The sequence below is a fragment of the Rhizobium sp. KNZ14-9A genome, assembly GCF_056755015.1.
In genome coordinates, this window is the sequence record NZ_JBPGXB010000002.1 from 1,061,555 (window position 1) to 1,085,670 (window position 24,116).

The window sequence follows — 24,116 nt, forward strand, 5'->3', positions numbered from 1 at the left end:
TGTTTTCACGCAATTCCGGACGCAAAACCGCCGCGCACTTTTGCTGGAACCGCTCTAGGACCATTCCATGCCCGACCGGTCTGAACTCGTTTTATCGGCAGCTCCATCACACCTGAGATGGATCGGCTTTCTAGCGATGTGCCTCGGCATGTTCATGGCGATCCTCGACGTTCAGGTCGTCGCAACATCGCTTCCGACCATCCAGTCCGCGCTCGATATCCATCCGGATCAGATGAGCTGGGTGCAGACCGCCTATCTCATCGCTGAAGTGGTGGCGATACCGCTGACGGGGTTTCTCACCCGCCTGCTGACGATGCGCTGGCTCTTCGTGACGTCGCTGTCGCTGTTCGTGATCGCCTCGGCGGGCTGCGCCATGAGCGACAGTTTCGGCGGTCTCGTTGCCTGGCGGGTCATTCAGGGCTTTTCCGGCGGCACGCTCATTCCCTCGGTGTTTTCGGCCGTGTTCATCCTGTTTCCCGATGAGCGCCAGGCGCTTGCGACGACGATTGCCGGCGTTCTTGCGGTTCTTGCGCCGACCGTCGGGCCGATCGTCGGCGGCTGGCTGACAGAGACCTATTCGTGGCACTGGCTGTTCCTGATCAATATCATTCCCGGTATTGTGGCAGCGCTCGTCGCCATGCGCTCGCTCCCTCGGGAGGGCGTCAACCTCTCCGAGCTGTGGCATCTTGATGCCCTGTCACTGCTGCTGATGGCGGGGAGCCTTGCCGCACTCGAACTCGGCCTCAAGGAGGCGCCGACGAGCGGCTGGACCTCGCTTTATGTCGCCGGCCTCATCTCCCTGTCGGCGGTCTCCGGATTCGTGTTCGCATGGCGGTCGCTGCGCCGACGCATACCCCTGGTCGAGCTCCGGAATTTCCGCGACAGGAACTTTCTGGCCGGCTCGGCAATGAGCTTCATTCTTGGCATCGGCCTCTTCGGCTCCGTCTATCTCATGCCCGTCTTTCTCGCCTTCGTGCGCGGCCACAATGCGCTCGAAATCGGCATGACGATGCTGGTGACGGGCATTGCTCAGCTCGTCACCGCGCCGATCGCGGTGGCCCTGGAAAAGCGGATGGATGCCCGGTTGCTGTCTGCGGCGGGCTTTACGCTCTTTGCCATCGGCATCGGCATGAGCGCCTTTCAGGATCCGCAGACCGATTATGACGCGATGTTCTGGCCGCAGATCATCCGCGGCGTCGCCATCATGTTCTGCCTGCTGCCGCCGACGCGGCTGGCGCTCGGCACCCTGTCGCCGGAGCGCATACCCGACGCCAGCGGCTTGTTCAACCTGATGCGCAATCTCGGCGGCGCAATCGGCATCGCGCTGATCGACACTGTTGTCTACACCCGCTCGGAACCACTCGGTGATGGTCTGTGGGACCGGCTGAAAGCGGGGGATGTGGGCGCTGCGGCATTCGTCGGTGCGCCATTGCAGGCGATTGCGGGGCATCAGGGAGAGTTCGATCCCGATACGACATCCATGCTCGATCCGCTGGTGCAGACGGCCGCAACCGTTCAGGCGCTCAACGAGGCGTGGATGGTGGTTGCGGTGCTGACGGCCTGTGCGCTGCTGTGGGTGCCGTTTGCGAGGAAGGTGGCGGCGCCGGCGGGGTGATGGGATGAAAAACCGCAGGCCGTGTCACGGCAAATCAGCACTCGCAATTTTATCCAGATTTGCGATCAGTCGCGTCAGCAAGGCGACGAGTTGTTCCGTCTCCGCTTGTGTGAAACCATCCAGCGCCTCACGATTCCCCTGAAACAAGGTCGCGATTGCCTCGGGCATGCGTGTCTGTGCGGCCTGCGTCAACACTATGCGGCTGCTTCGGCCGTCCGCCGGGTCCGGTGTGCGCTCGATCAAGCCATCCCGCTCCATGCGGGCGAGCATTTGCGCCATTGGCGGCTGTTCCACTTTGGCGAAGCGGGCGAGGTCGCGCTGCGTGCTTGCCTTGCCGTTTTTCAGCGCCACCAGAACCGGCAATTGCCCGATGCCGAAGCCGAGCGGTTTCAGACGTGACTCGCTGAGGCGGGCGAAGCCTCGCGCCGCGAGGCTGATGAGATGCCCCGGCGTGAAAAGCACGTCTTCACTCATTCCATTTGCTCCTTGCCTGCCGTTGACTATAAACTACATATGCACGTATGTAACTGCGCTGGCCGTGTTGGTCAATGTCGGCCGAACCCCGCTAGGTTATAGAGAGGAAACAGCATGTCGGAAAAACAGACGCAGCTGATCAAGCATATCTATGAGCGCTTCAATGCGCGGGATATCGACGGAGTGCTTGCGGCGTTGGCACATGATGTCGCCTGGGCGAACGGCATGGAGGGCGGCCATGTTCATGGGCGTGAGGCGGTTCGGGATTATTGGACGCGCCAATGGGCGATCGTCAGCCCGCATGTCGAGCCGGTCGCATTTCGGCAGGCGGACGATGGCGCCTTAGAGGTCGAGGTGATCCAGAGGGTCTTCGATCTCGATGGCCGGCCGCTGGAGGGGCAAGATCATGGCCTGAAGGACAAGACCGTGACGCATATCTTCCGCATGGAGGGCGACAGGATTATCCGCTTCGACATCGGCGAGGCGGATTAAGCTGGGAAGGGCGGTCATCTCGCGTCGGCTTACGCCATGTCTGCCGCCCCCATGACCACTTCCGGCTCATGCCGGTCGCCGCGCTATGATCGTCCTCCCGTGCGGGCGTCCCATCCGAGCATCGAGACCTCGGCCACGGATTCCAGTTCGCTGCGGCTTGCTCCATCGCGGGCGAGGATCGACATGCCGTTCTGGACGGTCTGCACGAAACGGGCGAGGCCGTGAATGTCGGTCGAGGCTGGAATTTCGCCTGCCGATACTGCCTGGGCCAGGCGCCGTTTCAGAAGGTCGAGCGTGACGGCGCGGGCGGTTCGCACCAGTTCGCCGAGTTCGGCATGGCCTTCGCTGCCGACCGAGGAGAGGGACACCATGCAGCCGAGGGGAATATCGACGACGGAGCCGGTCAGGACCGCCGCCGAGTCCATGAGAAGCGCCTTGACGGCTTCGCGCGCCGTGCGGGCGGCGCGAAAGCCTGCCCAGATAAGCGCCTCGTTGGTCTCGTGGTAGTAGTCCAATGCCTCGGCATAAAGCGCCTCCTTCGAGCCGAAGGCCGCGTAGAGGCTTGGCGATCCGATGCCCATCGCCTCGGTAAGGTCGCTGATCGACGTCGCCTCGAAACCCTTTTCCCAGAACAGGCGGGTCGCCTTGGCGAGCGCAGCTTCCCGATCGAAGGCGCGCGGTCGCCCGCGGGTGCGGGTGGCTGTCGTCTCGTTAGCTGTCATATCCTGGGGTTGCGGCGTCTGGTCGGATTTCTGCATCGGTCACTATATAAACCCGCCGGCTCGCCTCGACAATGGCTCCATATATTTTGTGTCGATCGGTACAATATTCTTGACGGGCACGTTCGGCGTCCCTAGCTAATTCTGTGTCGATCAATACAGAAAGGGACGATTGATGACTGAACTCGCTGGAAAACGTGCTCTCGTGACGGGCGCATCGCGTGGGATCGGCGCTGCTATTGCGGTGGCGCTAGCCGAAAAGGGCGCCGATGTCGCCATCACCTATGAGCGCTCGGCCGATCGCGCCGCCGAGGTCGTTCGCGCTATCGAAGGCAAGGGCAGGCGGGGATTTGCAATCCAGGCCGACAGTGCCGATCCGGCGGCCGTGAAGCGCTCGGTGGAAGAGGCGGCTCGCGCGCTTGGTGGTCTCGACATTCTCGTCAACAATGCCGCCATCGCGCTTTACGATACGATCGCAGGCTTCAGCGTCGCGCAGATCGATGCGCTGCTTGACGTCAACGTGCGCTCGCCGGTGCTCGCCGCGCAGGCCGCCATTCCCCATCTGCAAGCGGGAGGCCGCGTCATCAATATCGGCTCGGCCGGCGCCGAACGCATCGTTGGCGACACCGGCACGGTGTATTTCATGACGAAATCCGCGCTGCAGTCCTTCACGCGCGGCCTTGCCCGCGAACTCGGGCCTCGGGATGTTACCGTCAACCTGATCCAGCCGGGATCAACCAATACGGAGATGAACCCGGCAGACGGGGAATTTGCTGACTTCCAGCGCGCCCTGATACCGCTCGGTCGCTATGGCGAGCCGCAGGATGTGGCGGCTGCCGTCGCCTTCCTCGCAAGCCCGGCTGCAAGGAACATCACAGGCGCCATCCTCAATGTGGATGGCGGCTTGAACACCTGAGGGCGCTGGCTGTGGCAGGAAGAGGCCGGCCGATGCCGGCCTTTTCCGGATCCTTCAAAGGCGCTGGCAGAGGAGATGCATGCCATAGTTCGCCGCTCGCCTTATCGGCAATGGTCGCCCCCCGATCGGCGCAAGCTGATCCGGTAGTCGGCAGTCAGTCGAGGTGATCCAGAAGATATTCGATCTGAATGGCCGGCCGCTGGAGGGGCAAAGTCATGGCCTGAAGGACAAGACTGTGACGCACATCTTCCGTATGGAGGGCGACAGGATCGTTCGCTTTGATATCGGGGGATGCAAGCTAGGTCGTGAATGGTGGCAGCCGCGTCAAGTTGCGGGTCTGCTGGTTCCCTGAGAAACAATATAGCGCGCTGGCCTACCGGCTGAAGACGACGACACGTTACGACCTTCACCTGCTGAAGGGCGGACCGATCTCGGAGGTGCGCTGGTTCATCGACGGCCAATTGCTCAAGGACGACGACGGCAGCGTCACTGTCATGTTCGAGGCGGTGGATGCCTATGTCGGTCCGCCGCAGGACCAGCTTTCGAGCTTCTACACCGGCGGCAACGGAACGCTGAAATATCGTTCTGCCGGTCCGGTGCTGGAGGTGTGGAACGAGGACGGCAACGGGGTTTACTTCGGCAAGGTGCGCGCCGTCTTCGCCTTCGTGGGCGATCCGCCGCTGACGCCGCCCGGCGCTTCGCCGACTGAGGAGGACTGGGCTCGCCGCGGCTACGACCAGACCGAAGACCTCAGCGTCATGGCGGTCGAGCTGGTCATGGATGCCGCCTATGTGGCTGATATCAAGCAGTGCAAGCGGATCGTGGGGGAAATCGACCGAAAGCACATCGCGGTCAATTTCGGCAAGCTGTTCGTCAATCCAGGCGATCCCCCGCCTTTCCGCCAGGACTTTCTCGATCGGGTGACCGCGCAAGCGAGCGTGACGAATGCGGCCGGCGTGGAAATCACCGTGCGCCCAAAACTGCAGCGATAGGCCGCCAAACCCAGGAGGGGAGGCAGCACGAGTAGTTGTTCTCGTTTGCATAAGACTTTTGCCGCAGGAGCCGCTTCGGCCTCAGGCGACGGACCATCCACCGTCCACCAGCAGGTTCGCGCCGGTGATCAGGCTCGCAGCCGGTGATGCAAGGAAGACTACGGCACCCACCACATCATCGGTTTCACCGATCCGACCGAGTGGAATGTGACCGAGCGTCGCTTTGCGATTGTCGGCATCGGATAGAAAAGGTGCTGTACCGTCGGTGTGAATGAACGTCGGCGATACGGTATTTACGGTGACATCGTAGCGTGCCCATTCGGCTGCAAGGCAGCGCGTGAGGTGATTGATTGCCGCCTTGCTCATGCAATAGATTGCCTCGCCACGCAGCGCCACGGTACCGGCCTGTGAGCTGATGTTGATGATCCGGCCCCCATTGCGCTCGATCATGTGACGGCCAACTGCCTGCGTCATCAGAAAGGTGCCCTTGATGTTGACATCGAGTATCTCGTCAAGGTCCTTCTCCTCCACGAGTTCCGCGAGATTGCCCGGAGCCACGCCGACGTTGTTGACGAGAACGTCGATCCGACCGAACGTAGCAAGCGCCGCGTCGACGGCTTGTGCGATATGGGCCTTATTGGGAATGTCCAGTTCGACAGGGAGAACTTTTCGTCCCGCGCCCTCGATTTCGGCAACCAGGTCCGCCGAGGCTGCGACATCACGGACACCCAAAACAATATCGGAGCCTGCTGCGGCACAGGCAAGTGCGCAAGCCCGACCGATGCCACGGCTCGCTCCCGTCACCAAAGTCACCTTGCCCGCAAGGCTGAAGTCCGGCGCGTTCTTCTGCATCATGATGCCTCCCTCGATGAAGCTCATTTATGCCAGCGTCGGCGTGTGGATGCCAGATGTTCTGCGCATACTGAGGAGCTTCCCCAGCGTCTCGGGCAGCCCTTTGCAAGACTGTCCCGCGGCAAGACTGTCCGCAGGCACGGGTGCCTAGAGTGTTTCCGTTTTTCTTCGAATCACGGAAACACTCTATCTCTTTGTTTTCACGCAATTCCGGACGCAAAACCGCTACGCACTTTTGCTGGAATTGCTCTAGATTCCGGCGTACCACTCGTAGCCCCGGTCTTCCCAGAAGCCGCCCTTGCCGCCCCACAGGCCGGCGAAGCTGTCCTTGATCTCGATCCGCATCAGGTATTTGGCATGCTTGTAGCCAAGCTGGCGCTCGACGCGCAGGCGAAGCGGGGCGCCGTGGGCGACCTCCAGGTCCTTGCCGTTCATCTGGTAGGCGAGGATGGTCTGCGGGTGGAAGGCGTCGATGAGATCGATGCTTTCGTAATAGGTTCCGCTGCCGTCCAGCGTCTGCTCGAGCTGGTCTGCGCAGTAGAAGACGGCATAGCGGGCTTGCGGTTTCAGCCCCACGCTCTGCAGGAGCGGTCCGAGCTGCGCGCCCGTCCACTTGCCGATCGCGCTCCAGCCCTCGACGCAGTCGTGGCGGGTGATCTGGGTGCGCGAGGGCAGCTTCTTCAGATCTGCGAGCGAAAGCTCGACGGGACGCTCTACCAACCCGTCAATCTTCAGTCGCCAGTCGGCGAAGCCGGTTGCCATCATCTGCGCATAGGCTTCGCTGTCGGGCTGGCTGGTGCCGTTCGGCCGGAATGTCGGCGAGATATCGGCTTCGGTATATTCGGGCGCCAGCTTGTCCTTGGGAACGAGCAGCCGCTGGCTTTTCATCGTCAGCGTCTCGGCCATGTCGAGAACGGACTGGACGTTGGGGTTCTGAACGACATCGTCGCAGCCGGTCAGGCCGAATGCACCGAGTCCGGCAGCCGATCCGATTAGCAGGCCGCGGCGTGTAATGGAGAAGGTCATCGATCGTCCCTTTCGGTTTCGATCACGTAGCGGCCCGTTATCATCGAGCGCATGTTGTTCCAGAGGCCGGACAGGATCACCATGGCGATATGCACGAAAACGAAGAGGACGATCGACCAGGCGCAGATAAAGTGGATCGACCGGGCCGATTGCCTGCCGCCGAAGAAGTCGAGCAGGAAGGGATAGCCGGCATCCATGCCGGGTGACATGGTCAACCCCGTTGCAAACATCAGCGGCAGCAGGATGAAGATGACGATCAGGTAGGCGAGCTTCTGCAGCACATTGTAATGCTTTGCCTTTTCACCTCTGGGGAAGCGCAGGCGCGCGTGGTCGGCGATCTCCTGCCCCAGATGGTGCGGCGAGATCTCTTCGCCGCTCGGCGCCAGATCGCGGCGGAAATGGCCTGACAGAAAGCCGATGAGCGCATAGATCGATCCGTTGATGACGAAGAGCCAGGCAAAGAAGAGATGCCAGCGGCGGCCGGTTGCGAGATCCTGATAGCTCGGAATGGTGATCCAGGAAGGGAAGCCACGCTCGGTCGCGTCATCGCCCGTTCCCGAAACGCCGAGAATGCCCGTTGTCGTGATCTGCAGATTGCCGATGCGAAGCACGCCGCGCGTGCCGCCATCCTCATCGACGGCACTTATCGACAGCCAGGACGGATCTGCATCCGCACCGTACTGGCCCCAGTAAAGCGCCGGGTGGGCATTGAAAATCTGCAGCCCGCTCATCAAAAGCAGGCTGAGACAGAGAACGTTGATCCAGTGTGTCACGCGGGTTGCCAGCGAGTGCCGGCGGATGACTGTTGTCATCGGGCCTGTTGGAGTGGCCTGGCTGTGATCGTCGAGTGTTGCCATGATCGTTTCGATGTCCGGTACCGTCACGCCCCTAGAGCATGTACGTAGGCGAAGCGGGATTTGTTACAGGCGTCCCGAAGTTTTTTCTTTGCAGCCGGGAACCTTTCGCCGGGAAAGGCTGGCGGCGCGGCTTTCCGGACATCCGGCCGACGCCGTCACAAGTGCGTGAAGCTGTAACGAATGGCGTTCCACCTGCGAAGGAGAACGAGATGCAGATCATCAGGGAGCACCGCCATGAAACATTCAGCCGCGTTCAATCTTGCGATCATCGCAGCAATCTTTGCTCTTGGTTCCACCGCTCAGGCCTCCGCTGGGCAGTCGCCTGCAGTCGTCGAACTGTTCACCAGCCAGGGCTGCTCCTCATGCCCTCCGGCCAATGCCAATCTCGTCAAGCTCAGCAACGATCCGAACGTGCTCGCCTTGAGCTTCTCGGTGACTTATTGGGACTATCTTGGATGGAAGGACATTTTCGGGAAGAAGGAATTCACCGACCGGCAGGTGACCTATGAGCCCGCACTCGGCCAATCCGGCCCTTTCACGCCGCAGATGGTGGTCAACGGCCACCAGTCGACCGTCGGCTATGATCTGAACGAGATCCGGCGCGTGATCGCGTCCGAGCCCGCGCTGTCCGGCCCCGGGATCGCGCTAGCCCGGAACGTGGCTGTCATCGACGCTGCGAAGGGCCGGACCGCCGCTGCCGACGTGTGGCTCGTCCGCTATGCTCCGGGCACCGTGCAGGTTCCGGTCGCCAGAGGCGAGAATGCCGGCGAGACATTGCCGCACGCCCATGTCGTGCACGAGTTGACGCGTCTCGGCACCTGGGACGGCAAAATGTTGAAGCTGCCGATCCCGGCCGCAGCTGGCGACCTGAAGAGCGCCATCATCGTCCAGGAGCCGAAAGGCGGCAGGATCCTCGCCGCAACGACCGACTGAAAACCGGCTCACTGCCTGATCCTCCCGCGGTCGATTTTCAATCGATCCGCTCAAGATCCCGTGCGAAGCGCTGCCAGTTGCCGACATATTTCTTCGCGGATTGGGTGATCTTGGCGACCGCCTCATCGTCCAGCGTGCGGATCGCCTTGGCGGGCGAGCCGACGATCAGCGAATTGTCGGGGAATTCCTTGCCTTCGGTGATGAGCGCATTGGCGCCGACGAGACAGTTGTTGCCGATCCTGGCGCCGTTCAGGATCGTGGCGCCCATGCCGACAAGCGAGTTGTTGCCGATCGTGCAGCCGTGGATGATGGCGTGGTGGCCGATGGTGCAGTGATCGCCAATCGTGGTTGGGAAGCCGGGGTCTGTGTGGACCATGACGCCTTCCTGCAGGTTGGTGCCTTTGCCGATCACGATGGGTTCGTTGTCGCCGCGCAGCACCGCGCCGAACCAGATGCCGACCTCTTCGGCGAGTTCCACATGGCCGATCACATGCGCGTCGGGGGCGATCCAGAAGGTGCCGTGGGGCGGCAGTTTCGGTTTCAGGCCTCCAAGCGCATAGATCGCCATTTCCGTCTCCTCAGACCACTTTCAGCGAGAGCGTCGCGATGCCGTCGACGCCGCAGGAGATGCTGTCGCCCCTGTTGATGGCGGCGACGCCCGCCGGCGTGCCGGTCATGATGACATCGCCGGGGGCGAGAACGAAGAGTTTCGAAAGCTCTGCAATGATTTCCGGGACTTTCCAGATCATCTGGTTTAAGTCGCCATCCTGCTTTTTGACGCCATTCACCTCCAGCCAGACACGGCCGCTGGCGGGATGGCCGAGGCGGCTTGCCGGGACGAGGGGCGAGACCGGTGCGGAATGTTCGAAGGCCTTGGCGAGCTCCCACGGGCGGCCGAGCTTCTTGGCTTCGGCCTGCAGGTCGCGGCGGGTGAAATCGATGCCGACGCCGTAGCCATAGATGCAGTCGAGCGCCTTTTCGGCGGGTATATCGGCGCCGCCGGCCTTCAGGGCCAGCACGCATTCGACCTCGAAATGCACGTCATTCGACAGCGGCGGATAGGGGAAATCCTTGCCGGCGAAGAGATTGTCGGCGTTCTTCTGGAAGAAGAAGGGCGGCTCGCGGTTCGGATCATGGCCCATTTCGATGGCGTGATCGGCATAGTTGCGACCGACGCAGTAGACGCGGCGGACCGGGAAGGTCTCGGCGCTGCCTTCGACGGGCAGGAGAACCGGTTGCGGCAGGGGGATGACGGTGGCGGGAAGGGACATGGCGGGACTTCTTGGCTGATTGATCTGGCGAGTCTGGCGACATCGTAAAGCATGTCGCGCAAAACCGCTCCACACTTTTGCTGGAATTGCGTTACGGGGCCGCGTCCTCCTGCGCGAGGTTGCTGCGCATCAATGCGTAATAGGCCGAAAGCTCTGGAATGGCCTTCGGCAGGGTTTCGAAGGCCGGGTCGGAGACGGTGAGCCGGCCCGCATATTTGGCTTCGAGGAAGGCGCTATGATCCGGGAGTGCCGCGCGGTGCGAGCCGTAGAGCACGGTGAAGACCGGCGAGGGGACGGTGCGGCCCTTGACGATGATGCGGTCTAGCTCGACCACGGTGTAGCGGTCGCTGACGAGGCGGGCGGTTTCTTCACCGAGCAGCAGGGCGACGCCGTAATTCTTTGAAGCACCTTCCAGACGAGACGCGAGGTTGACGCTGTCGCCGAGGCAGGAATAGTCGAAGCGGCGGGTGGAACCCATATTGCCGACGATGCATTCGCCGGTATTAATGCCGACGCCCATTTTGAGGATATGCAGCGGCCGGCCTGACGCGACGGCCTCGCGCTCCAGTTCGCGGTTCAGCGTCGCGATCGCATCCTGCATGGCAATCGAGGCCTTGACCGCATGCAGGGCATGATCGGGGTCATCGAGCGGCGCGTTCCAGAAGGCCATGATGCAATCGCCCATATATTTGTCGATCGTGCCGCCGTGATCCATGACGACATCCGATAGCGGCGTCAGCAGCCGGTTGATCAGCGCCGTCAGCTGCTCGGGATCGTCCTTCATGGTTTCGGCAATGGTGGTGAAGCCGCGCACATCCGAAAACAGGACCGAGAGCGTGCGCCGCTCGCCGCCAAGCTTCAGCTGTGAGGGATCGTTCGACAGGCGCTTGACGAGATCGGGCGAGATATATTGGGCGAAGGCCAGCGTGATCTGGCGCTTCTGGCGGCGCTCCTCGGTATAATCGAAGGCGGCCTGGCCGAAGGCGACGGCTACGAAGGCGACGGTCGGCCCTAGCGGCGAGACGAAGACATGGCCGAAGCGGATGCCGGCATAGCTTGCTGCCGCAAAGGCGAGCACGGCGGCGGCGGTCGCGACCAGCGTGCGCCAGCTCGTGGCCTTCCAGACCGTTACCGCAGCCAGAATGACTGATATGAGGATGCAGATTGCGACCGGCAGCAGGCCGGCTTCCGTGATCGCCAGGCCATGGACGATATTATCGTAGATGGTGGCCTGCACCTCGACGCCCGAGATCAGCTTGCCGGTGTGGACGGTATAGGGCGTGGCATAGGCATCGGCGCCGCCCTGATCGATTTCGGGCGCGTTCTGCAGGCTGAGGCCGACAAGCACGACCCGACCTTTGAAGATATCGGGCGGCAGGAAATTCTTCGGGTCCAGCGCCTGATAATAGGAGACTGTGGGATAGGAGCGGGCCGGGCCGAAGGACTGGATGAGAGAGCCTGCCGGCAGATGCAGCGCTTTGATGCCCGCAGCCTTGGCGAGCTCCATGGCAAAGCCATCCTCATAGGATGGAATACTGCGGAAGATGCCATCGCCATTCAGGGTGATGGAGGCAATGCCGGTGCGTGCGCCGGCATCCGTCATCTGCGGCAGTGGCGTGGTGCGCAGCAGCTGGTCGGCCTGGGGCGTCTTAATCAGCGTTTCATCGCCGGCAAGCACGACATCGGGGCCGACGGCGGCGGTGATGGCCTGATCGTTTTCAGCCGTCGAAGGCTCGGCCATGATGATATCGAGCGCGATGGCTCTTGCGCCGGCGGCGCGCAGCTGTTTGACGAGCTCGGCATGCAGGCTGCGCGGCCAAGGCCACTGGGCGTTGATATCGGCAAGCGCCGGTTCGTCGATCGCCACGATGATCGGGCCATCGGCCGGCGGCGTCGGATCGTCGACGGTGGAGAGATAGTCGAAGGTGCGCAGTTCCGTCAGCGTCCAGGCGGGCAGGCGGGAGATCAGCGAAATGGTGATCAGCGTGACCAGCGCCAACACGAGAAGGCGGATGCTGCGGCTCGAGAAGGGCCAGCCTGGCGGGTGCTGCGACGGGCTGCGCGTCTCGATCGGGCGCTCTGCCTGAAGCCGTTGCAGGGCGGCCGGGCGCGCCATCATCAGAAGCGGATCTTCAAGGTGCCCTTGAAGGCGCGGCCCCAGCCGGGCACGCCGGGCGTTATCTCGAAGTCCTCGTCGAGGAGATTATAGGCAGCGGCTTCGAGCGCGATGCGCTTGTCGAAGGGTTCCCAGATCAGGTGCGCGTCGAGGCTCCAGTAATCGTCGAGCTTGGTGCCGAGATCATCGCCATCGCGTTCGCCGATGTAGTTTGCGGCGACGGTGGCCTTGACCTTGGCCTCGTTGACCCAAGTGAGTGCGATCTGGCCGGAATTCGTCGGAATATAGGGCAGGTTGCCGCCGTAATTCAGGGTTCCCGGATCCTTGTTCTCGGAATCCATATAGGCGTAGGTGGCCGATAGACCGAAACCCGCGCCGAGCGCCACGTTGGCTGTGACGGCAGCGCGGTCGACGCTGCCGCGCGAGAGCGGCAGGCTCTCGACGGCTGGAAGTGCGATCAGTGGCAGGTCGATCGAGAAGTCATGCAATTCCTGATGCTGGTATTCGACCGAAGTGAAGAACTTGTCGGTCCATTCGGCGTCCCACTGGAAGGCTGCTGTATCGGCGTAGCCTTCAGCGCTGACCGAAAACTGATTTGCCTGCAGGCCGAGGATGCCGATGGGGGCAAGGGTGGGAACGCCGAGATCGAGGCTCTGGCGCATGAAGGCGGCACGCAGCCACTGGTTCTGGCTCGGCGCCCAGGCAAGGCCGAAGCGCGGTTCCAGGCGGCTTATATCGACGCCGGCGCCTTCCATGCGGGTGCCAAAGAGAGCGTATTCGCCTTTGAGATCGGGCGTAATGTCGTGCAGCACGTCGATATAGGCTCGGCCGATATTGACGGTGTTGCTGACGGTGTTTGGGCCGTCGGTGGTTTCGGGGAAAACCGGAACCCCGGGAAAGAGCTCATGCAGGCGAGAGGATGTGGTCGTGCTGCCATCGATCCAGCCGCCTTCGATGCCATATCGCCAGGTTAGAGGACCGTTGCCGATGGAATGGCTGAGGGCGCCGATATAGGTTTTCGAGGAGGATTCCTCCGTACCGTCCAGGAAGGGGATGATCTCGGGATCCGGCAGGCCGAACAGCGGCGCATCATCCACTCTCAGGAAATTGTCTGTCTTCGACTTGGTTTCAGAATAGAGGAAGGCGCCGTTCACGACGTTTTCATAGCTGAACGTATGGCTCCAGCCGATACCGGCATTGGTTATCTCGGCGTCGATGAGCCGGTCGGAATATTGCGAGGTCACGATCGCTGGAAGGCCGGCGCCAAAGAGATTGAGGAAATCCGTCAGCGCCGTGCCCTGTGACAGCGCGTTCAGCGTTCCGTCATTCTTGGCATGGTTGACATAGGCCACCACCCGATCGTCGGGCGTTACCGTTGCCGTTACATAGCCGTTGCCGCCGAGCAGTTTGTTGTCGGTCGCATAGCCGCCGAAGCTGCTGTAGGTGCCGTCGAGCGCCAGTTCTTCCCAGGTCAGGTTGCCGTAGAAGCTGATCGGGATGGTCGCGTTCGAATATCCCTGGATATCCGCCTCGCCGGTGCGACGCGTATGGCCGTCGACGCTGTTGACGCCCCCGCCGACCGAGCCTTCGATGAAAGGCACGTCGAACAGCGTTGCCGCGCGCGAACGGCCGGACAGCATATGCGGAGAGAGCAGCAGGCCCTGAATGAAGGAGGAATAGCTCGACGCATTGGTCCGGTTCAGGATGATATTGTCGTCGCTGAAGCTCGTCGCATTGACGAACGGGAAGATGCTACCCTTGATCGACTGATCGATATAACCGCTGCCTTTGAAGGGATCGAAGACGGCATCGCCATAATAGCGACCCCAGGCATCCAGCCCCTGCAGCCGGAAGGCGTTGTTCAGGGTCGAGCCGGCGCTTTGATTGGCACCGAGCCCACTGAAATCGCCGCCGCGAGCGCGCGAGCGGCGCAGGAATTCCTGCGCGTTGGCGATTGCGCCATCGGCATTGTAATCGTCGATATCGACAGCCGTGCGGAAGGCGGAGATGGCCGGATCGTCATCATCGATACGGTTGGCGTTGTCGAGTGCCTGCTCTGACGGAGGCCGGTCGCCCTTTTCGTAGTGTGCGGCGGCGAGCATCAGCTGTGATTGCGAATGAGCCGGATTGGCGGTGCTGGCGGCGAGCAGATCCTCCAGCGCCTTGTCGCGCTCGCCGGTTTGCAGATAGTAGCGGCCGCGGGCGAGCAGGGCGAGATCGAAGGACGGATCGAGGGCGATTGCCGTATCGATTTCGCGCTTGGCCTCCTTCATGCGCCCCTGGTCGAGGTAGAGGATCGAGAGGTTTGCGTGTAGCAGCGGGTCCTGCGGGTCGAGCTCGATCGCTTTCTTGAAGGCTTCTTCGGCCTCGCCATTGGCATCACGCGAACTCTGCAGCAGGCCGAGCGAATTCAGCGTGCCCGAGGCGCCGGGCGCCAGTTTGATGGCGCGGTTCAGGTCCGCAAGCGCGCCGTTGATATCGCTCTCGTAGGCTGCTTTGTAGCCGGCGCGGGCGGCGAGCGCCATCGGATGATCGGGGTCGAGTGCCAGCGAGCGTTCAAACGCTTCCTTCATCTGGTTACGGTCGTCGATGAGCTGCGCCAGCTGTGCGCGGACCGCCGGCAGGGTCGGGTCATCGGGATAGTGCTGTTCCGCTTTCCTGATGATCTCGAGGGCTGCGCGCGGGTTTTCCAGGAAGCCTGCCGTGTAAGCCTCCATGATCGCGCCATAAGGACCGGTTGTGTTGGCCGGGGGTGGTTCGGCATGGGCGGGGTCAGCGAGCGATCGGGCGAAATAGCCGCCATATTGGGCCATGTTGCGGCGTGTCGGGTCGAGATGCGGCAGGGCCTTCTGGAAGAGCTTTGCGGCATCGCCATAGCGCTTTTCCGAACCAGCGATGGTGGCGTCGAGCAGGTCGACGCGGGCCTGCTGGGCCACCGTCAGCTTGCGGCCGCGGATGTTCCGCAACGTAGCAGCTGCGGCCTGGCGACCGTCGAAGGCGCTCTGTACTTCGGCAAGCTCCAGCCAGTCTTCGATCGTGCGGCGCTCGGGCCGCAGGGCCAGCAGGCGGCGGCGCTCGGTCGCCATGCGGTCGGCCCGCAGCGGCGAGGTCGGCATCAGGCCGAAGCCGTCGCGCAGGTCCAAATAGAAGAGCATCTGCTCGCGGTCGTCAGGATTGACGCTGATGAGCTTGTGCGGCGCCTGGCCGATAGTGGCGACAGCGCCTTCGCCTTCGTTGACATCGACGCTGCCCTGCGGGTTGCTGAGCGAGACGCGGCCTTCGAGCACGATCATCGAAGTCTTGGCGCCCTCGACGGTCATGGTCCAGTCCGTGCCGCGGATAGCGGCTGCGGCGGCGGGGGTTTCGACCGTCAGACCCTGGCCGCCGCGCTGGGCGCGGGCCCAGATCGTGCCGGACTGCAGGTTGAGGATCGTGTCGCCGGTCTGCGACATCTTCTTGACCTGCAGCGCGGAATTGCGGCCGAGGCGGATCTGTGTGTGATCGGAAAAGAGAATGGCGAGCTGGCCGGTGGCATTGGTGCGCAGCACGTCTCCATCCAGGAGGTCCTGGTTGAGGTCGACGACGCGCCAGTTGCTGACATCGACGAAGCGCACTTCCTCGCCGGTCTTGCGGGCGATGACCGAGCCTGCAACCGGGGTGGGGCGTTGCAGCGGCTCGGCCGCAACCGGAAATGAAAGTAATGTTGACATGAGCGCAAGAGATGTACTTGCGCACAGAAAAGACCTCAGCCGCGACATTTCAGATACCCCCGCACCTTTTCCCCCTTTGGCCAAGCGCGGTGTAAAAGTCAAGCTGGCTGCACACGTGTTCTTGCTTTCGTAAGCAAGTGTATTATTAGGGAAACACTATTGCGGGGTGGGATTTCCTTTGAGCGAGTTTGAAAATTTTGCGGAGCTGCCCTCCAGCTCTCCGTCGACAGAAGATATTGGCTCGGAATATTTCGACCATATCAAGAAAATCAACGACATATTCTATGATCAGATCAAAATATCGGATCAGAAGGCCGCTTATATCTTTACTTTCATGCTCGCCTTTCTTGTGAGCTCCGTCGAAGTAAGGGCAGTCTTCACCTGGGCGCGCTATGCGCAGGGCACCCCGCAGGCCATTCTCTTTTCCGGGCTCTTGGCCGCAGCCTCGGTCTTTTCGATTCTGTCGGCCATTCTCGTGGTGCTGCCGCGGCGGCTCGACAAATCCACATCGATGTTCTGGGGTGCATGGCCCAGACATCGCGACGCCTTCTTCGAGGCGGCGATCCGGCGCGACGAGCGCTATCTCTTCGACCAGTATGTGGAAAATGCCGACATTCTCTCGCACATCGCCCGCAGCAAATACCGGTTCGTGACGATTGCCTTTCGGGGGCTGATGGTGACGGTCGTGGCTTATGTGTTGTTGCTGGTGGCAGCCTGAGTCCAAGGTCCGGTTTGCCGTCGCTGCCGGCATGACTTCAGCTTTTGGCAAAGTCCGCCGCGGTGAGGGGAACAGGCTTATAGCCGTTGATGTCGGCGATATCGTATTCCTGGCCGAGCTCGGCCGCGACCAGGATTTTTCCGGATTTCGACACCAGCGCCGGGTCTCGCCAAAGTCCTGATATGACGTGGCCGATGAATTGCGGTGACTCGGAATTGGACAGGTCGAAATATTCGGCGTTCTGCATGACGGCTTCGGTGCGCACCAGGCCGGGATAGAGGGCGACAGCGGCGACATGGTGCGGGCGCAGATCATGCGCGAAGTCTGCAGCCATCTTGTCGGCAGCGGCCTTGGCCATCCCATAGATCGCGTTGCCATCGTAGAATTGCCCTGCCCAGAATGAGATATTGACGATCAGGCCGCGCTGCGCCGAGATCATGAGAGGTGCCACTGCACGCGACATCAGGAAGGCCGCCCTCAGCGCGGTGCCCATCATCGCGTCCCACCGCCAGAGGGGCTGCTCCCAGAAGGCGCGGGGCCAAGTAAAATCGCCATCCTCAACCATGTTTTCATAGCCGGGCCATGCATTGTTCACCAGAATATCCAGCCTGTTGCCGGCCCTGATCTCTTCGGCCACGCGCTCGGTCTCAGTGTCCTTGCTGTGGTCGCACTGATGAATAACAACACGCCCGGGCAGGTCCGCAGCCTCGAGCTCGAGCCCTTCCAGCGATCCCGCGCGTATGCCTTCAAGGCTCGCCTCGGAACGCGTCCTGCCGGTCACATGCACAGTGGCTCCCTCGGCGAGCAGGGCAAGCGCAGTCCCGCGGCCGACACCGCGGCTTGCGCCCGTTACCAACGCGATGACATCTTTCACTGGCGAGCCTCCCATACGATGGCTGTTTTCAGGCGCGAGTAGTCAGCGCGCATTTGGGCTGCGGTATATCTGGGGGCAGCGTAAGATACGGTGCCACCGGGCCATTGTGAAGACCAGGGGGCAGCAGCTGTTCTGCCAATGATCGACTGGATGGACTGCCATTGCCGTTATTTCGGCCTGCTTCATCAAAAGGCCAGCACCATGCCGACACGCTCAGCCGATAGCGGGAAAACGCCAATCGTTTCTCGCACATGGCACGCGAGCGACTTCGCGGCAAGCGGCGGCGACCGGTTGGCCGCCGCCTGTCCGGTCTAGCGTGTTGCCTTCAGCTGGAGGCGAGAGACGCCTGCGGCCAGATTTACGCCGGTTCCGGTTTCGCCGCTAAGCGGCTGCAATGCGAAATTCTTCGAATTTCCGCCCACCAGGGCATTTGCCCCGAGGCCGACGCCAACGGACGCGCTGGCCGATGCGCCGACATAGGTGCCTGCGAGAGCGCCATCGCCGACGCGCGTGGGCGCGGTGTTGACGACGATCCAGCTGAGATAGGATTTGCCGGTGACACCGACATCGAGACCGAGCTTGCCGATCGTGCCTGTATAGTGCTCCACCTTGCCGGTGTTCTGCTTGAAGCTGCAGTCGATCGCCTTGCTCGAGCCGACGATCATGCCGACGCCGCCGGCGACTTCGCAGGAAAGGGTGCCGAGACGTTGCCTCGGCTCATTTACGACCTGCTGGGCGGCATGTTTCGGTTGCTTGTGCTGGCTCGCGGCCTCGGCCACGGGTACGAAACCGAGGGAAGCGGCAGCTGCCAGGATGAGGAGATTCTTCATGAGTGTTTCCTTCCATACTCTTTTGGGGGACCGTGATAAACGCGTTCACTCCCACATCGTTCAAACGTCGAAAGGAAACGGACCGGGCTGCAAGCCCGATCTGTCGGCAAATGGTTGCTCTAATGGTTCGGATCGATGCCTGATGCCGCTCAGGCGCTGACGGCTTCCGTCGAGCCGGAAAAATCGACCGCGGCAAAGGCTGCGGCGATCACTTCCGGGCCGGCATTCGGCTTTGCGGCATCGGTCGACAGGATCTGGCGGTAGCGGCGGGCGCCGGGCAGGCCGGTGAAGAGGCCGACCATGTGGCGGGCTATATGCTGCAGGCGGCCGCCCGACGCGATATGGCGCTCGGCATAGGCCATCATGCGGTCGCGCAGATCATTCCAGTCCGGCTCAATTGCCGGGGCGCCGTAGAAGCGCTGATCGACCTCGGAAAGGATGGCGGCATTCTGGTAGGCGGCGCGGCCGAGCATGACGCCATCGACATGGGCGAGGTGGGCCTGCGCCTCATCCAGCGTGTGGATGCCGCCATTAATGCCGATGAAGACATCGGGGAAGCGGGCCTTCATGCGGTAGACGATGTCGTAGTCGAGCGGCGGGATCTCGCGGTTTTCCTTGGGGCTCAGGCCCTTCAGCCAGGCCTTGCGGGCATGGATCCAGATCGCGTCGGCGCCGGCATCGAGCACGCGGGTCATCAGCGTGGGCAGGGCCTCTTCCGGCTCCTGCTCGTCGACGCCGATGCGGCATTTGACGGTGACCGGGACCTTGGCGACCTTCTTCATGGCGGCGATGCATTCGGCAACCGTTTCGGGCGTCAGCATCAGGCAGGCGCCGAAGGTGCCGGACTGGACACGATCCGACGGGCAGCCGACATTGAGATTGATCTCGTCATAACCATAGGGCTCGGCAATGCGCACGGCCTCAGTGAGCTTTGCCGGATCGGAGCCACCGAGCTGCAGGGCGACTGGATGTTCGGTGCCATCAAAGGAGAGCAGGCGCTCGCGCGGGCCATGGATGATGGCGTCGGCGACGACCATTTCCGTATAGAGCAGGGCGTTGCGGCTGATCTGGCGGTGGAAATAGCGGCAGTGACGATCGGTCCAGTCGATCATGGGCGCAACGGCGAAGACCGGCGCCTTGAAATAGCGCTGGTTTGCTTCTGAAACAGCCGTCTTTGCCGTGGTCATGATCTCAAGTCTTCTTTCGTCCGGTCGTGGGTCCCGTGGCCTCATGTCGTGGCAGAGGCCCGATGCTGCAAGCCCTCGTTGGCGAAACGCCGGGGCAGGGGCGGCAATGGGACGAGGGCTTATACATGAGGCGTGGCGATAAAGCGAGATGGGGTGTGGGGGGCGGTTGTCATCCTCCTGAAGGCTGTCTCCCGCACTTGACCCAGGTGCCGTTTTCCGGGAAGGCAACGGAGGACGATGCTGATATTCTGATCTCAGGATCGAGCAAAGCCAGAAGGCCGCAGACGCATCCATCCAACCGACCTTGCAAAGCGGATCGATGGTCGCCACGCAGCCGCAGCGAAGGAGTGCATCAGCCTCATGACGGACGATAGCGCAGGGATCAAGGCATTGCTTGCAATGCCCAGGCGAGACAACAGCGCCTATCTGGAAACGCTTCGCCTGGTGCGGGAGGCGTTCGCTGAGGCCGAGGCGGAATTTGGCGGCAAGGTTATTGCGATGACAGACAGCGCCCGAGACGAAGCTGGAAATATTGTCATCATGACCGTGATCAGGCCGGCATAGACAGGCATTAGCGGAACAGAGAGAGGTCCGAGCAGGAATGCTGCGGGCTTTTTTATTGGAAAGCCTGAGAGAGAAAGGGAAGGCGAAACGAGAACAGGGGCGAGAAGATCGCCTGAATTAGAGAGGCAATTGAACCAAAACCCTTCTGCCGCGTTTTCGCCATATATAGGAGGATTTCGATGGACAACCTGCTTCTGATCGCCACCCTTTGCGGCCTCATGTCTTTCGCCATGGTCTGGCTCCAGACGAGAGAATAGTTTTCTGCGTCAAAGACTTGGCGCTTTCCTGTCTTTTTGCCGGCATCGCTCTTCCCGCGCCGGAATCCCATCTTTTGTACTGACCTGAAACGATAGTCTTGACTTCTCTGAAAATGAGAACAAAATGAGAACAAATAAACGTTCTCATCTATGTTCTGATGGAGAGTTCGATGGCAACAAGCCCGAGTTATTCAGGAGCAGCAGACAAGGCCATGGCCTTTGCCGCGCAGCTGCGCGCAGACCGCGAGCGCCACGAAGCGCGCCGGCGGGAAGAACAACGCCGCATCGAGGCGATGCGGCCGATCAACAAGCATGTGCTGAAGGTGTTTGGCGGGCAGCAGCTGGCGCTGAAGCTGAATAGCTGAGTTATCGGGCCGTCCTTGCGGATGCCTGCGCGAGGCTCAGAGGGGCGACTGGGCGAGGATTATTATCGCATCTAAGGAATAGGCGTCGCTGGTCCGGTCGCCCGGCCATGCTGAATATAAAAGCGGTTGGGCAAGGACGGCTATCAAACGATGCCGATACCGCGCATTCGGTATCGGCCGCCGCCATGAGTTGCGCGGTTCCTACCGGATGCAGATGCCGGTTATTTGCGTGCAACGCTTTCTCCGGTCGCATCAATGATGATGCCGGCTCCTGCCTCATCGATGACGATGCTGGACGGCGGCAGGCCCTGAATGGCGAAACGGCTTTCAAATTCGGTATTCCCGGTTTGCCGCAGGATTTGCTGCCTGTCCTGCATGATCCTTATCGCTGTCAGCAATGCGTCTTCGCGGCGCATGCCGCGTCTGAAGAGAGCAAGTGCCTTGCTGGCAGCCTGTGCGAACAGTTCCGGCGCTGCGGTTTCATCATATCCGGCGCTTTTGAGCACGCGTGAAAGCAGGTTGATATCGTCGCCGTCGAGAAAGGTCTGATGGATGGAGGAAGACATCGCGTCCTCCTTTCGGTCGGGGCCAGGGTGTGGATGCCCTTAACCAACAGCGCCCGGAAAGATGGCTGCTGACCAGCCAACATGCGCCTGTTTTACTAGCGCGGCAACGGGCGAAAACCAAATAAAAATAAATGTAACCTTGTTATGAACACAAACATAGCCTATCTCTTCAAAATCGAATTTGCTTCGTTAGCTTCGTTTTTGCGCAAAGGCGCATTGGCTAATCTTTCCTCTCAAGCTCGACCATTTACGGCCCGCATCCAGCGGGCGCAGTAATTCTATGCGATTGAAAGGAAAATCGTTATGAATACAGGTATTGTAAAGTTTTTTAACACGGCAAAGGGCTTCGGCTTCATCTCGCCTAAGGATGGCTCGCCTGACGTGTTCGTTCATATTTCTGCTGTCGAACAGTCCGGCATGTCCTTCCTGCGTGAAGGCCAGTCCGTGAGCTTCGATCTGGTGCAGGACCCCCGCAGCGGCAAGAACGCCGCGCAGAACCTCGCCTCTGAATAAACAATCGGCTCGCACCCCCGCTTTGACCACGGATGTACTGGCACTGCGGACTTGCGAACCCTGGAAAGGTCGGGCCAGCCCCGGCCTTTTTATTTGCGAGCAACTTTCCGGGAGAGAACAATGAGCAAGACAGACGCAGCACAGCTGCTTCGACGTGCCGAGCGCCAGCTGGCCAACACCAGCGGCGGCGGGCACCTTGGAGGCACGAATTTCGGTCAGGCGCTGGACGCCAAGACGTCGTCAGCCAAAGACAAGAACGATAAAAGCCGCAAGCCACAGCGCGGAAGATAAGCCCGGCGGGCCACCCGCCAGGTCAAAAAAAGCGCTCAGCCATACGAGGTGGCTGAGCGCTTTTTTATTGCCGCCGCACTGGGTCTACAGCTTCTCATAAAAAATCCGCGGCCGCGCCTCAATATCCAAAAATTCGGACTATCAAGATTAAAGGACACCGGCTTTGCAGCCGGTCGACCGGCGCGTCAACCGCAGGCCAGTCCATCCCCGCCGACAGCAGCGGCTCAATGCTTGCTGTTGTTGCGAGCCGGATGGGCCATCTGGAAATTGCCAAGGAGCGTGATCGCCTCCATGACGACAGCGTTGGTCGTCGGCGAAGGATCATGCGCCAGTATCTGCGCATCGGCGCGCAGGCGCTCGGCCAGACAATCCATGGCCTTGTACGCCTCGTCGCCCTGCTGGCGGGCAATCACGGCTGAGAATTGCAGCGCGTCGCTCAGAAGCTTGAGGGTCTCCAGGCGTTCTTCGAGCGACATATCGTTTATCGGAGGCTGGGTGGTCATGGCCGTAAAAGCCGTGCTTGCGGGGTCATGGGAGATGACACCGGCTTACTGATACCGCGAGCGGCGGACGGCAGGCTTGGGTTTGGGTTTTGCTGCGACAGGCTCGCCCACTTCCTGAAGGCTGCTTGCCTCACGCTCCAGCCGCAAGGCGCGCAGCTTCGCCGTCTTTGCATCGCGCTGGCGCGCTTCGGTCGCCATGATTGCATAGGCCGCGTGAGGCGGTTCCTCGGCCTTGCGGGCGGGCGGGCGGCCCTGTTGTTTGAAAAAGCGCTCTTTGGTGGCGGCCATGGGGTTTCCTAACGCCGGTGGACAGGCCCGCAACGGGCTTGTCGAGAGAGGGGATTTGGCTCGGCGCCGACGCGCGCTAGGACAAACTTTATCCTATCCAAACTAGGCTTTCGGCGGGCTTTTACAAGGGCCGCCGCACCCCCTCCGGATGCGGCTCGGCGCTTCCCTCAGGTCGACTGTTGGGGGAAAGCAAGCGACCTCGGGCGATCGGGGTCGACTGGAGGATCGCAAGCGACCTCGGGGTCAATGCAATGTCGACTTGTTGCCCGAATGGCTCAGCTCAAAGCGCCCGAGCAGGTTCATGGCTTCGGCAATGACATCAATGGCGACCTCGGAGCGATCGGTCGATATTGCAGCACCATCGCGCAGCAGCCTGTCGGCCAGTTCCTCCAGCGGCTTGCAGAGCATGTCGCCTGCCTGCCTGGCGACGATCGCCGAAAAATGCAGCGTCTGGCTCAGCCGCCGCAGCGTATCGGCGCGCTCCTCCGTACTCATCTCTTCAATACGCTTCGGTTTTTTCATGCGCTCTCCTTCGAAAGGTGGCGCATCCAGATGGCGACGCGGTCGCCGAACAGGCCATTAGGGTAATCTAGAGCATTTCCGTTTTTATTCGAATCATGAAGATGTTCTATCTCTTTGTTTTACGCAGTTCCTGACGCAAAACCGCTGCGCAGTTTTGCCGGAATTGTTGACGCCGGCAATCACGCCCGCTTTGTCGTCAGAATAGGAGGCGTGAAGGGCAGGGGTGACAGGCGGTCAGCCTATCGGCCCTGGAAGATCTTGATCAGCTTCGGGGTGTAGCGGCCATTTTTGATGTCGAGCGTATCCTGATAGGTTATGCTGCCGGAAACGATCGCTTTCGTGTATCGGCTGCAGGCAACTTTCGGAGCGTCCTTTTCTGCCACGCTCATCACGACAGCGGCGTTATGGCGGGCCTTCTTGTCGGAAAAGCCGAGGCGCCTTATGCACTCGTCCAAAAGCCCGTTTCTCTCACGCTCGCTGCCTCGCAACACTCTGACGGCTGCATCATATTGCTTCTCGGTCGGCACGCAGCCGGTGAGCAATCCGGTGGCGATCAGTGTCATTGCAATATAGGCGCGCATGATTATCCCTTAATATAGTGCCACAAGCGCCGTATCCTTATTTTGATTCTCGTTACGCGGGAAATATACTTTGATTGCTTCCGT

At 61.2% G+C, this 24,116-nt stretch carries 27 protein-coding genes and 1 pseudogene; 11 read left to right on the top strand and 17 right to left on the bottom strand.

The window, feature by feature from the left end; genetic code table 11:
- Positions 1 to 67: 67 nt before the first annotated feature.
- Positions 68 to 1,615, top strand: coding sequence for a DHA2 family efflux MFS transporter permease subunit (locus ACR9ZQ_RS11455; protein WP_481427827.1), 1,548 nt, complete (start codon positions 68 to 70; stop codon positions 1,613 to 1,615).
- Between the two features lie 24 nt (positions 1,616 to 1,639).
- Here ACR9ZQ_RS11455 and ACR9ZQ_RS11460 read toward each other — a convergent pair whose 3' ends face one another.
- Positions 1,640 to 2,089, bottom strand: a complete 450-nt coding sequence (locus tag ACR9ZQ_RS11460) for a MarR family winged helix-turn-helix transcriptional regulator (RefSeq protein WP_481427828.1) — start codon at positions 2,087 to 2,089, stop codon at positions 1,640 to 1,642.
- A gap of 114 nt (positions 2,090 to 2,203) precedes the next feature.
- On the opposite strand from ACR9ZQ_RS11460, the gene ACR9ZQ_RS11465 reads away from it, so the two are divergent.
- Positions 2,204 to 2,581: a nuclear transport factor 2 family protein gene (locus tag ACR9ZQ_RS11465; RefSeq protein WP_481427829.1), complete on the top strand. Its 378-nt coding sequence runs from the start codon at positions 2,204 to 2,206 to the stop codon at positions 2,579 to 2,581.
- Between the two features lie 83 nt (positions 2,582 to 2,664).
- Here ACR9ZQ_RS11465 and ACR9ZQ_RS11470 read toward each other — a convergent pair whose 3' ends face one another.
- The gene (locus tag ACR9ZQ_RS11470) at positions 2,665 to 3,339 is read right to left on the bottom strand and encodes a TetR/AcrR family transcriptional regulator (RefSeq protein WP_481427830.1); all 675 of its coding nucleotides are present in this window, start codon (positions 3,337 to 3,339) and stop codon (positions 2,665 to 2,667) included.
- A gap of 136 nt (positions 3,340 to 3,475) precedes the next feature.
- Here ACR9ZQ_RS11470 and ACR9ZQ_RS11475 point away from each other — a divergent pair, with 136 nt between their 5' ends.
- The 3 genes and pseudogenes from ACR9ZQ_RS11475 (at position 3,476) to ACR9ZQ_RS11485 (ending at position 5,208) form a co-directional block, all read left to right on the top strand.
- A complete protein-coding gene (locus ACR9ZQ_RS11475; RefSeq protein ID WP_310386640.1) occupies positions 3,476 to 4,216 on the top strand; it encodes an SDR family NAD(P)-dependent oxidoreductase in 741 nt (246 codons plus the stop codon).
- Positions 4,217 to 4,370: 154 nt separating this feature from the next.
- Positions 4,371 to 4,568 (top strand): annotated as a pseudogene (locus tag ACR9ZQ_RS11480) (hypothetical protein); the annotation flags it as partial.
- Entirely contained in the window at positions 4,522 to 5,208 is a 687-nt protein-coding gene (locus ACR9ZQ_RS11485) for a hypothetical protein (RefSeq protein WP_481427831.1), read from the top strand. The pseudogene ACR9ZQ_RS11480 and the gene ACR9ZQ_RS11485, both read left to right, overlap by 47 nt.
- An 81-nt stretch (positions 5,209 to 5,289) precedes the next feature.
- On the opposite strand, the gene ACR9ZQ_RS11490 is transcribed toward ACR9ZQ_RS11485, so the two are convergent.
- From ACR9ZQ_RS11490 to ACR9ZQ_RS11500, 3 genes are all read right to left on the bottom strand, one after another.
- Positions 5,290 to 6,060 carry an SDR family NAD(P)-dependent oxidoreductase gene (locus tag ACR9ZQ_RS11490; protein WP_481429298.1) on the bottom strand — a complete coding sequence of 257 codons (771 nt, stop codon included), beginning with the start codon at positions 6,058 to 6,060 and terminating at the stop codon, positions 5,290 to 5,292.
- 249 nt (positions 6,061 to 6,309) lie between these two features.
- The gene (locus tag ACR9ZQ_RS11495; protein WP_481427832.1) at positions 6,310 to 7,086 is read right to left on the bottom strand and encodes a molybdopterin-binding protein; all 777 of its coding nucleotides are present in this window, start codon (positions 7,084 to 7,086) and stop codon (positions 6,310 to 6,312) included.
- Positions 7,083 to 7,943: a cytochrome b/b6 domain-containing protein gene (locus tag ACR9ZQ_RS11500; RefSeq protein ID WP_481427833.1), complete on the bottom strand. Its 861-nt coding sequence runs from the start codon at positions 7,941 to 7,943 to the stop codon at positions 7,083 to 7,085. Before ACR9ZQ_RS11500 ends, ACR9ZQ_RS11495 begins: the two co-directional genes overlap by 4 nt.
- A gap of 234 nt (positions 7,944 to 8,177) precedes the next feature.
- Between ACR9ZQ_RS11500 and ACR9ZQ_RS11505 the strand changes: the two genes are divergently transcribed.
- The gene (locus ACR9ZQ_RS11505) at positions 8,178 to 8,876 is read left to right on the top strand and encodes a DUF1223 domain-containing protein (protein ID WP_481427834.1); all 699 of its coding nucleotides are present in this window, start codon (positions 8,178 to 8,180) and stop codon (positions 8,874 to 8,876) included.
- Positions 8,877 to 8,913: 37 nt separating this feature from the next.
- Here the strand turns inward: ACR9ZQ_RS11505 and ACR9ZQ_RS11510 are convergent, their stop codons facing one another.
- The 4 genes from ACR9ZQ_RS11510 to ACR9ZQ_RS11525 all read right to left on the bottom strand — a co-directional run bounded on the left by ACR9ZQ_RS11510 (position 8,914) and on the right by ACR9ZQ_RS11525 (position 15,973).
- Entirely contained in the window at positions 8,914 to 9,444 is a 531-nt protein-coding gene (locus ACR9ZQ_RS11510) for a gamma carbonic anhydrase family protein (protein ID WP_310386630.1), read from the bottom strand.
- Positions 9,445 to 9,454: 10 nt separating this feature from the next.
- Positions 9,455 to 10,147, bottom strand: coding sequence for a fumarylacetoacetate hydrolase family protein (locus tag ACR9ZQ_RS11515; RefSeq protein WP_310386628.1), 693 nt, complete (start codon positions 10,145 to 10,147; stop codon positions 9,455 to 9,457).
- A gap of 91 nt (positions 10,148 to 10,238) precedes the next feature.
- Positions 10,239 to 12,266: a CHASE2 domain-containing protein gene (locus ACR9ZQ_RS11520; RefSeq protein ID WP_481427835.1), complete on the bottom strand. Its 2,028-nt coding sequence runs from the start codon at positions 12,264 to 12,266 to the stop codon at positions 10,239 to 10,241.
- Entirely contained in the window at positions 12,266 to 15,973 is a 3,708-nt protein-coding gene (locus ACR9ZQ_RS11525; protein WP_481427836.1) for a FecR domain-containing protein, read from the bottom strand. Before ACR9ZQ_RS11525 ends, ACR9ZQ_RS11520 begins: the two co-directional genes overlap by 1 nt.
- 178 nt (positions 15,974 to 16,151) lie before the next feature.
- On the opposite strand from ACR9ZQ_RS11525, the gene ACR9ZQ_RS11530 reads away from it, so the two are divergent.
- A complete protein-coding gene (locus ACR9ZQ_RS11530; protein ID WP_481427837.1) occupies positions 16,152 to 16,691 on the top strand; it encodes a Pycsar system effector family protein in 540 nt (179 codons plus the stop codon).
- 37 nt (positions 16,692 to 16,728) lie between these two features.
- Here ACR9ZQ_RS11530 and ACR9ZQ_RS11535 read toward each other — a convergent pair whose 3' ends face one another.
- The 3 genes from ACR9ZQ_RS11535 to dusA all read right to left on the bottom strand — a co-directional run bounded on the left by ACR9ZQ_RS11535 (position 16,729) and on the right by dusA (position 19,582).
- Positions 16,729 to 17,565 carry an SDR family NAD(P)-dependent oxidoreductase gene (locus ACR9ZQ_RS11535; RefSeq protein WP_481427838.1) on the bottom strand — a complete coding sequence of 279 codons (837 nt, stop codon included), beginning with the start codon at positions 17,563 to 17,565 and terminating at the stop codon, positions 16,729 to 16,731.
- A gap of 311 nt (positions 17,566 to 17,876) precedes the next feature.
- Positions 17,877 to 18,395: a DUF992 domain-containing protein gene (locus ACR9ZQ_RS11540; protein ID WP_481427839.1), complete on the bottom strand. Its 519-nt coding sequence runs from the start codon at positions 18,393 to 18,395 to the stop codon at positions 17,877 to 17,879.
- A gap of 149 nt (positions 18,396 to 18,544) precedes the next feature.
- Complete coding sequence (dusA, locus tag ACR9ZQ_RS11545) at positions 18,545 to 19,582, bottom strand: tRNA dihydrouridine(20/20a) synthase DusA (protein WP_481427840.1); 1,038 nt, start codon at positions 19,580 to 19,582, stop codon at positions 18,545 to 18,547.
- A gap of 360 nt (positions 19,583 to 19,942) precedes the next feature.
- Between dusA and ACR9ZQ_RS11550 the strand changes: the two genes are divergently transcribed.
- On the top strand, positions 19,943 to 20,146 hold the full coding sequence (locus ACR9ZQ_RS11550; protein WP_113325332.1) for a hypothetical protein: 204 nt from the start codon (positions 19,943 to 19,945) through the stop codon (positions 20,144 to 20,146).
- Positions 20,147 to 20,573: 427 nt separating this feature from the next.
- Positions 20,574 to 20,768, top strand: a complete 195-nt coding sequence (locus tag ACR9ZQ_RS11555) for a hypothetical protein (RefSeq protein WP_481427841.1) — start codon at positions 20,574 to 20,576, stop codon at positions 20,766 to 20,768.
- 221 nt (positions 20,769 to 20,989) lie between these two features.
- On the opposite strand, the gene ACR9ZQ_RS11560 is transcribed toward ACR9ZQ_RS11555, so the two are convergent.
- Entirely contained in the window at positions 20,990 to 21,334 is a 345-nt protein-coding gene (locus ACR9ZQ_RS11560) for a hypothetical protein (protein ID WP_481427842.1), read from the bottom strand.
- A 303-nt stretch (positions 21,335 to 21,637) separates the two neighbouring features.
- On the opposite strand from ACR9ZQ_RS11560, the gene ACR9ZQ_RS11565 reads away from it, so the two are divergent.
- On the top strand, positions 21,638 to 21,847 hold the full coding sequence (locus tag ACR9ZQ_RS11565) for a cold-shock protein (RefSeq protein WP_007826441.1): 210 nt from the start codon (positions 21,638 to 21,640) through the stop codon (positions 21,845 to 21,847).
- Positions 21,848 to 21,967: 120 nt separating this feature from the next.
- Positions 21,968 to 22,138, top strand: a complete 171-nt coding sequence (locus tag ACR9ZQ_RS11570; RefSeq protein WP_310386614.1) for a hypothetical protein — start codon at positions 21,968 to 21,970, stop codon at positions 22,136 to 22,138.
- Between the two features lie 224 nt (positions 22,139 to 22,362).
- On the opposite strand, the gene ACR9ZQ_RS11575 is transcribed toward ACR9ZQ_RS11570, so the two are convergent.
- The 4 genes from ACR9ZQ_RS11575 to ACR9ZQ_RS11590 all read right to left on the bottom strand — a co-directional run bounded on the left by ACR9ZQ_RS11575 (position 22,363) and on the right by ACR9ZQ_RS11590 (position 24,032).
- Entirely contained in the window at positions 22,363 to 22,641 is a 279-nt protein-coding gene (locus ACR9ZQ_RS11575; RefSeq protein WP_481427843.1) for a hypothetical protein, read from the bottom strand.
- 45 nt (positions 22,642 to 22,686) lie between these two features.
- Positions 22,687 to 22,929: a hypothetical protein gene (locus ACR9ZQ_RS11580; RefSeq protein ID WP_310386611.1), complete on the bottom strand. Its 243-nt coding sequence runs from the start codon at positions 22,927 to 22,929 to the stop codon at positions 22,687 to 22,689.
- A gap of 243 nt (positions 22,930 to 23,172) precedes the next feature.
- Complete coding sequence (locus ACR9ZQ_RS11585; RefSeq protein WP_025669006.1) at positions 23,173 to 23,451, bottom strand: hypothetical protein; 279 nt, start codon at positions 23,449 to 23,451, stop codon at positions 23,173 to 23,175.
- A 239-nt stretch (positions 23,452 to 23,690) separates the two neighbouring features.
- A complete protein-coding gene (locus tag ACR9ZQ_RS11590; protein WP_310386609.1) occupies positions 23,691 to 24,032 on the bottom strand; it encodes a hypothetical protein in 342 nt (113 codons plus the stop codon).
- Between the last annotated feature and the right edge of the window lie 84 nt (positions 24,033 to 24,116).

What these genes read in the sequence shown, in the direction of transcription:
- ACR9ZQ_RS11515 (WP_310386628.1), bottom strand. Translation starts at nt 10,147, where the DNA reads ATGTCCCTTCCCGCCACCGTCATCCCCCTGCCGCAACCGGTTCTCCTG.
- ACR9ZQ_RS11520 (WP_481427835.1), bottom strand. Translation starts at nt 12,266, where the DNA reads ATGATGGCGCGCCCGGCCGCCCTGCAACGGCTTCAGGCAGAGCGCCCG.
- ACR9ZQ_RS11585 (WP_025669006.1), bottom strand. Translation starts at nt 23,451, where the DNA reads ATGAAAAAACCGAAGCGTATTGAAGAGATGAGTACGGAGGAGCGCGCC.
- ACR9ZQ_RS11570 (WP_310386614.1), top strand. Translation starts at nt 21,968, where the DNA reads ATGAGCAAGACAGACGCAGCACAGCTGCTTCGACGTGCCGAGCGCCAG.
- ACR9ZQ_RS11495 (WP_481427832.1), bottom strand. Translation starts at nt 7,086, where the DNA reads ATGACCTTCTCCATTACACGCCGCGGCCTGCTAATCGGATCGGCTGCC.
- ACR9ZQ_RS11525 (WP_481427836.1), bottom strand. Translation starts at nt 15,973, where the DNA reads ATGTCAACATTACTTTCATTTCCGGTTGCGGCCGAGCCGCTGCAACGC.
- ACR9ZQ_RS11555 (WP_481427841.1), top strand. Translation starts at nt 20,574, where the DNA reads ATGGCAACAAGCCCGAGTTATTCAGGAGCAGCAGACAAGGCCATGGCC.
- ACR9ZQ_RS11470 (WP_481427830.1), bottom strand. Translation starts at nt 3,339, where the DNA reads ATGCAGAAATCCGACCAGACGCCGCAACCCCAGGATATGACAGCTAAC.
- ACR9ZQ_RS11550 (WP_113325332.1), top strand. Translation starts at nt 19,943, where the DNA reads ATGACGGACGATAGCGCAGGGATCAAGGCATTGCTTGCAATGCCCAGG.
- ACR9ZQ_RS11590 (WP_310386609.1), bottom strand. Translation starts at nt 24,032, where the DNA reads ATGCGCGCCTATATTGCAATGACACTGATCGCCACCGGATTGCTCACC.
- ACR9ZQ_RS11510 (WP_310386630.1), bottom strand. Translation starts at nt 9,444, where the DNA reads ATGGCGATCTATGCGCTTGGAGGCCTGAAACCGAAACTGCCGCCCCAC.
- ACR9ZQ_RS11540 (WP_481427839.1), bottom strand. Translation starts at nt 18,395, where the DNA reads ATGAAGAATCTCCTCATCCTGGCAGCTGCCGCTTCCCTCGGTTTCGTA.
- ACR9ZQ_RS11460 (WP_481427828.1), bottom strand. Translation starts at nt 2,089, where the DNA reads ATGAGTGAAGACGTGCTTTTCACGCCGGGGCATCTCATCAGCCTCGCG.
- ACR9ZQ_RS11500 (WP_481427833.1), bottom strand. Translation starts at nt 7,943, where the DNA reads ATGGCAACACTCGACGATCACAGCCAGGCCACTCCAACAGGCCCGATG.
- ACR9ZQ_RS11565 (WP_007826441.1), top strand. Translation starts at nt 21,638, where the DNA reads ATGAATACAGGTATTGTAAAGTTTTTTAACACGGCAAAGGGCTTCGGC.
- ACR9ZQ_RS11455 (WP_481427827.1), top strand. Translation starts at nt 68, where the DNA reads ATGCCCGACCGGTCTGAACTCGTTTTATCGGCAGCTCCATCACACCTG.
- ACR9ZQ_RS11560 (WP_481427842.1), bottom strand. Translation starts at nt 21,334, where the DNA reads ATGTCTTCCTCCATCCATCAGACCTTTCTCGACGGCGACGATATCAAC.
- dusA (WP_481427840.1), bottom strand. Translation starts at nt 19,582, where the DNA reads ATGACCACGGCAAAGACGGCTGTTTCAGAAGCAAACCAGCGCTATTTC.
- ACR9ZQ_RS11580 (WP_310386611.1), bottom strand. Translation starts at nt 22,929, where the DNA reads ATGGCCGCCACCAAAGAGCGCTTTTTCAAACAACAGGGCCGCCCGCCC.
- ACR9ZQ_RS11505 (WP_481427834.1), top strand. Translation starts at nt 8,178, where the DNA reads ATGAAACATTCAGCCGCGTTCAATCTTGCGATCATCGCAGCAATCTTT.
- ACR9ZQ_RS11490 (WP_481429298.1), bottom strand. Translation starts at nt 6,060, where the DNA reads ATGCAGAAGAACGCGCCGGACTTCAGCCTTGCGGGCAAGGTGACTTTG.
- ACR9ZQ_RS11465 (WP_481427829.1), top strand. Translation starts at nt 2,204, where the DNA reads ATGTCGGAAAAACAGACGCAGCTGATCAAGCATATCTATGAGCGCTTC.
- ACR9ZQ_RS11475 (WP_310386640.1), top strand. Translation starts at nt 3,476, where the DNA reads ATGACTGAACTCGCTGGAAAACGTGCTCTCGTGACGGGCGCATCGCGT.
- ACR9ZQ_RS11575 (WP_481427843.1), bottom strand. Translation starts at nt 22,641, where the DNA reads ATGACCACCCAGCCTCCGATAAACGATATGTCGCTCGAAGAACGCCTG.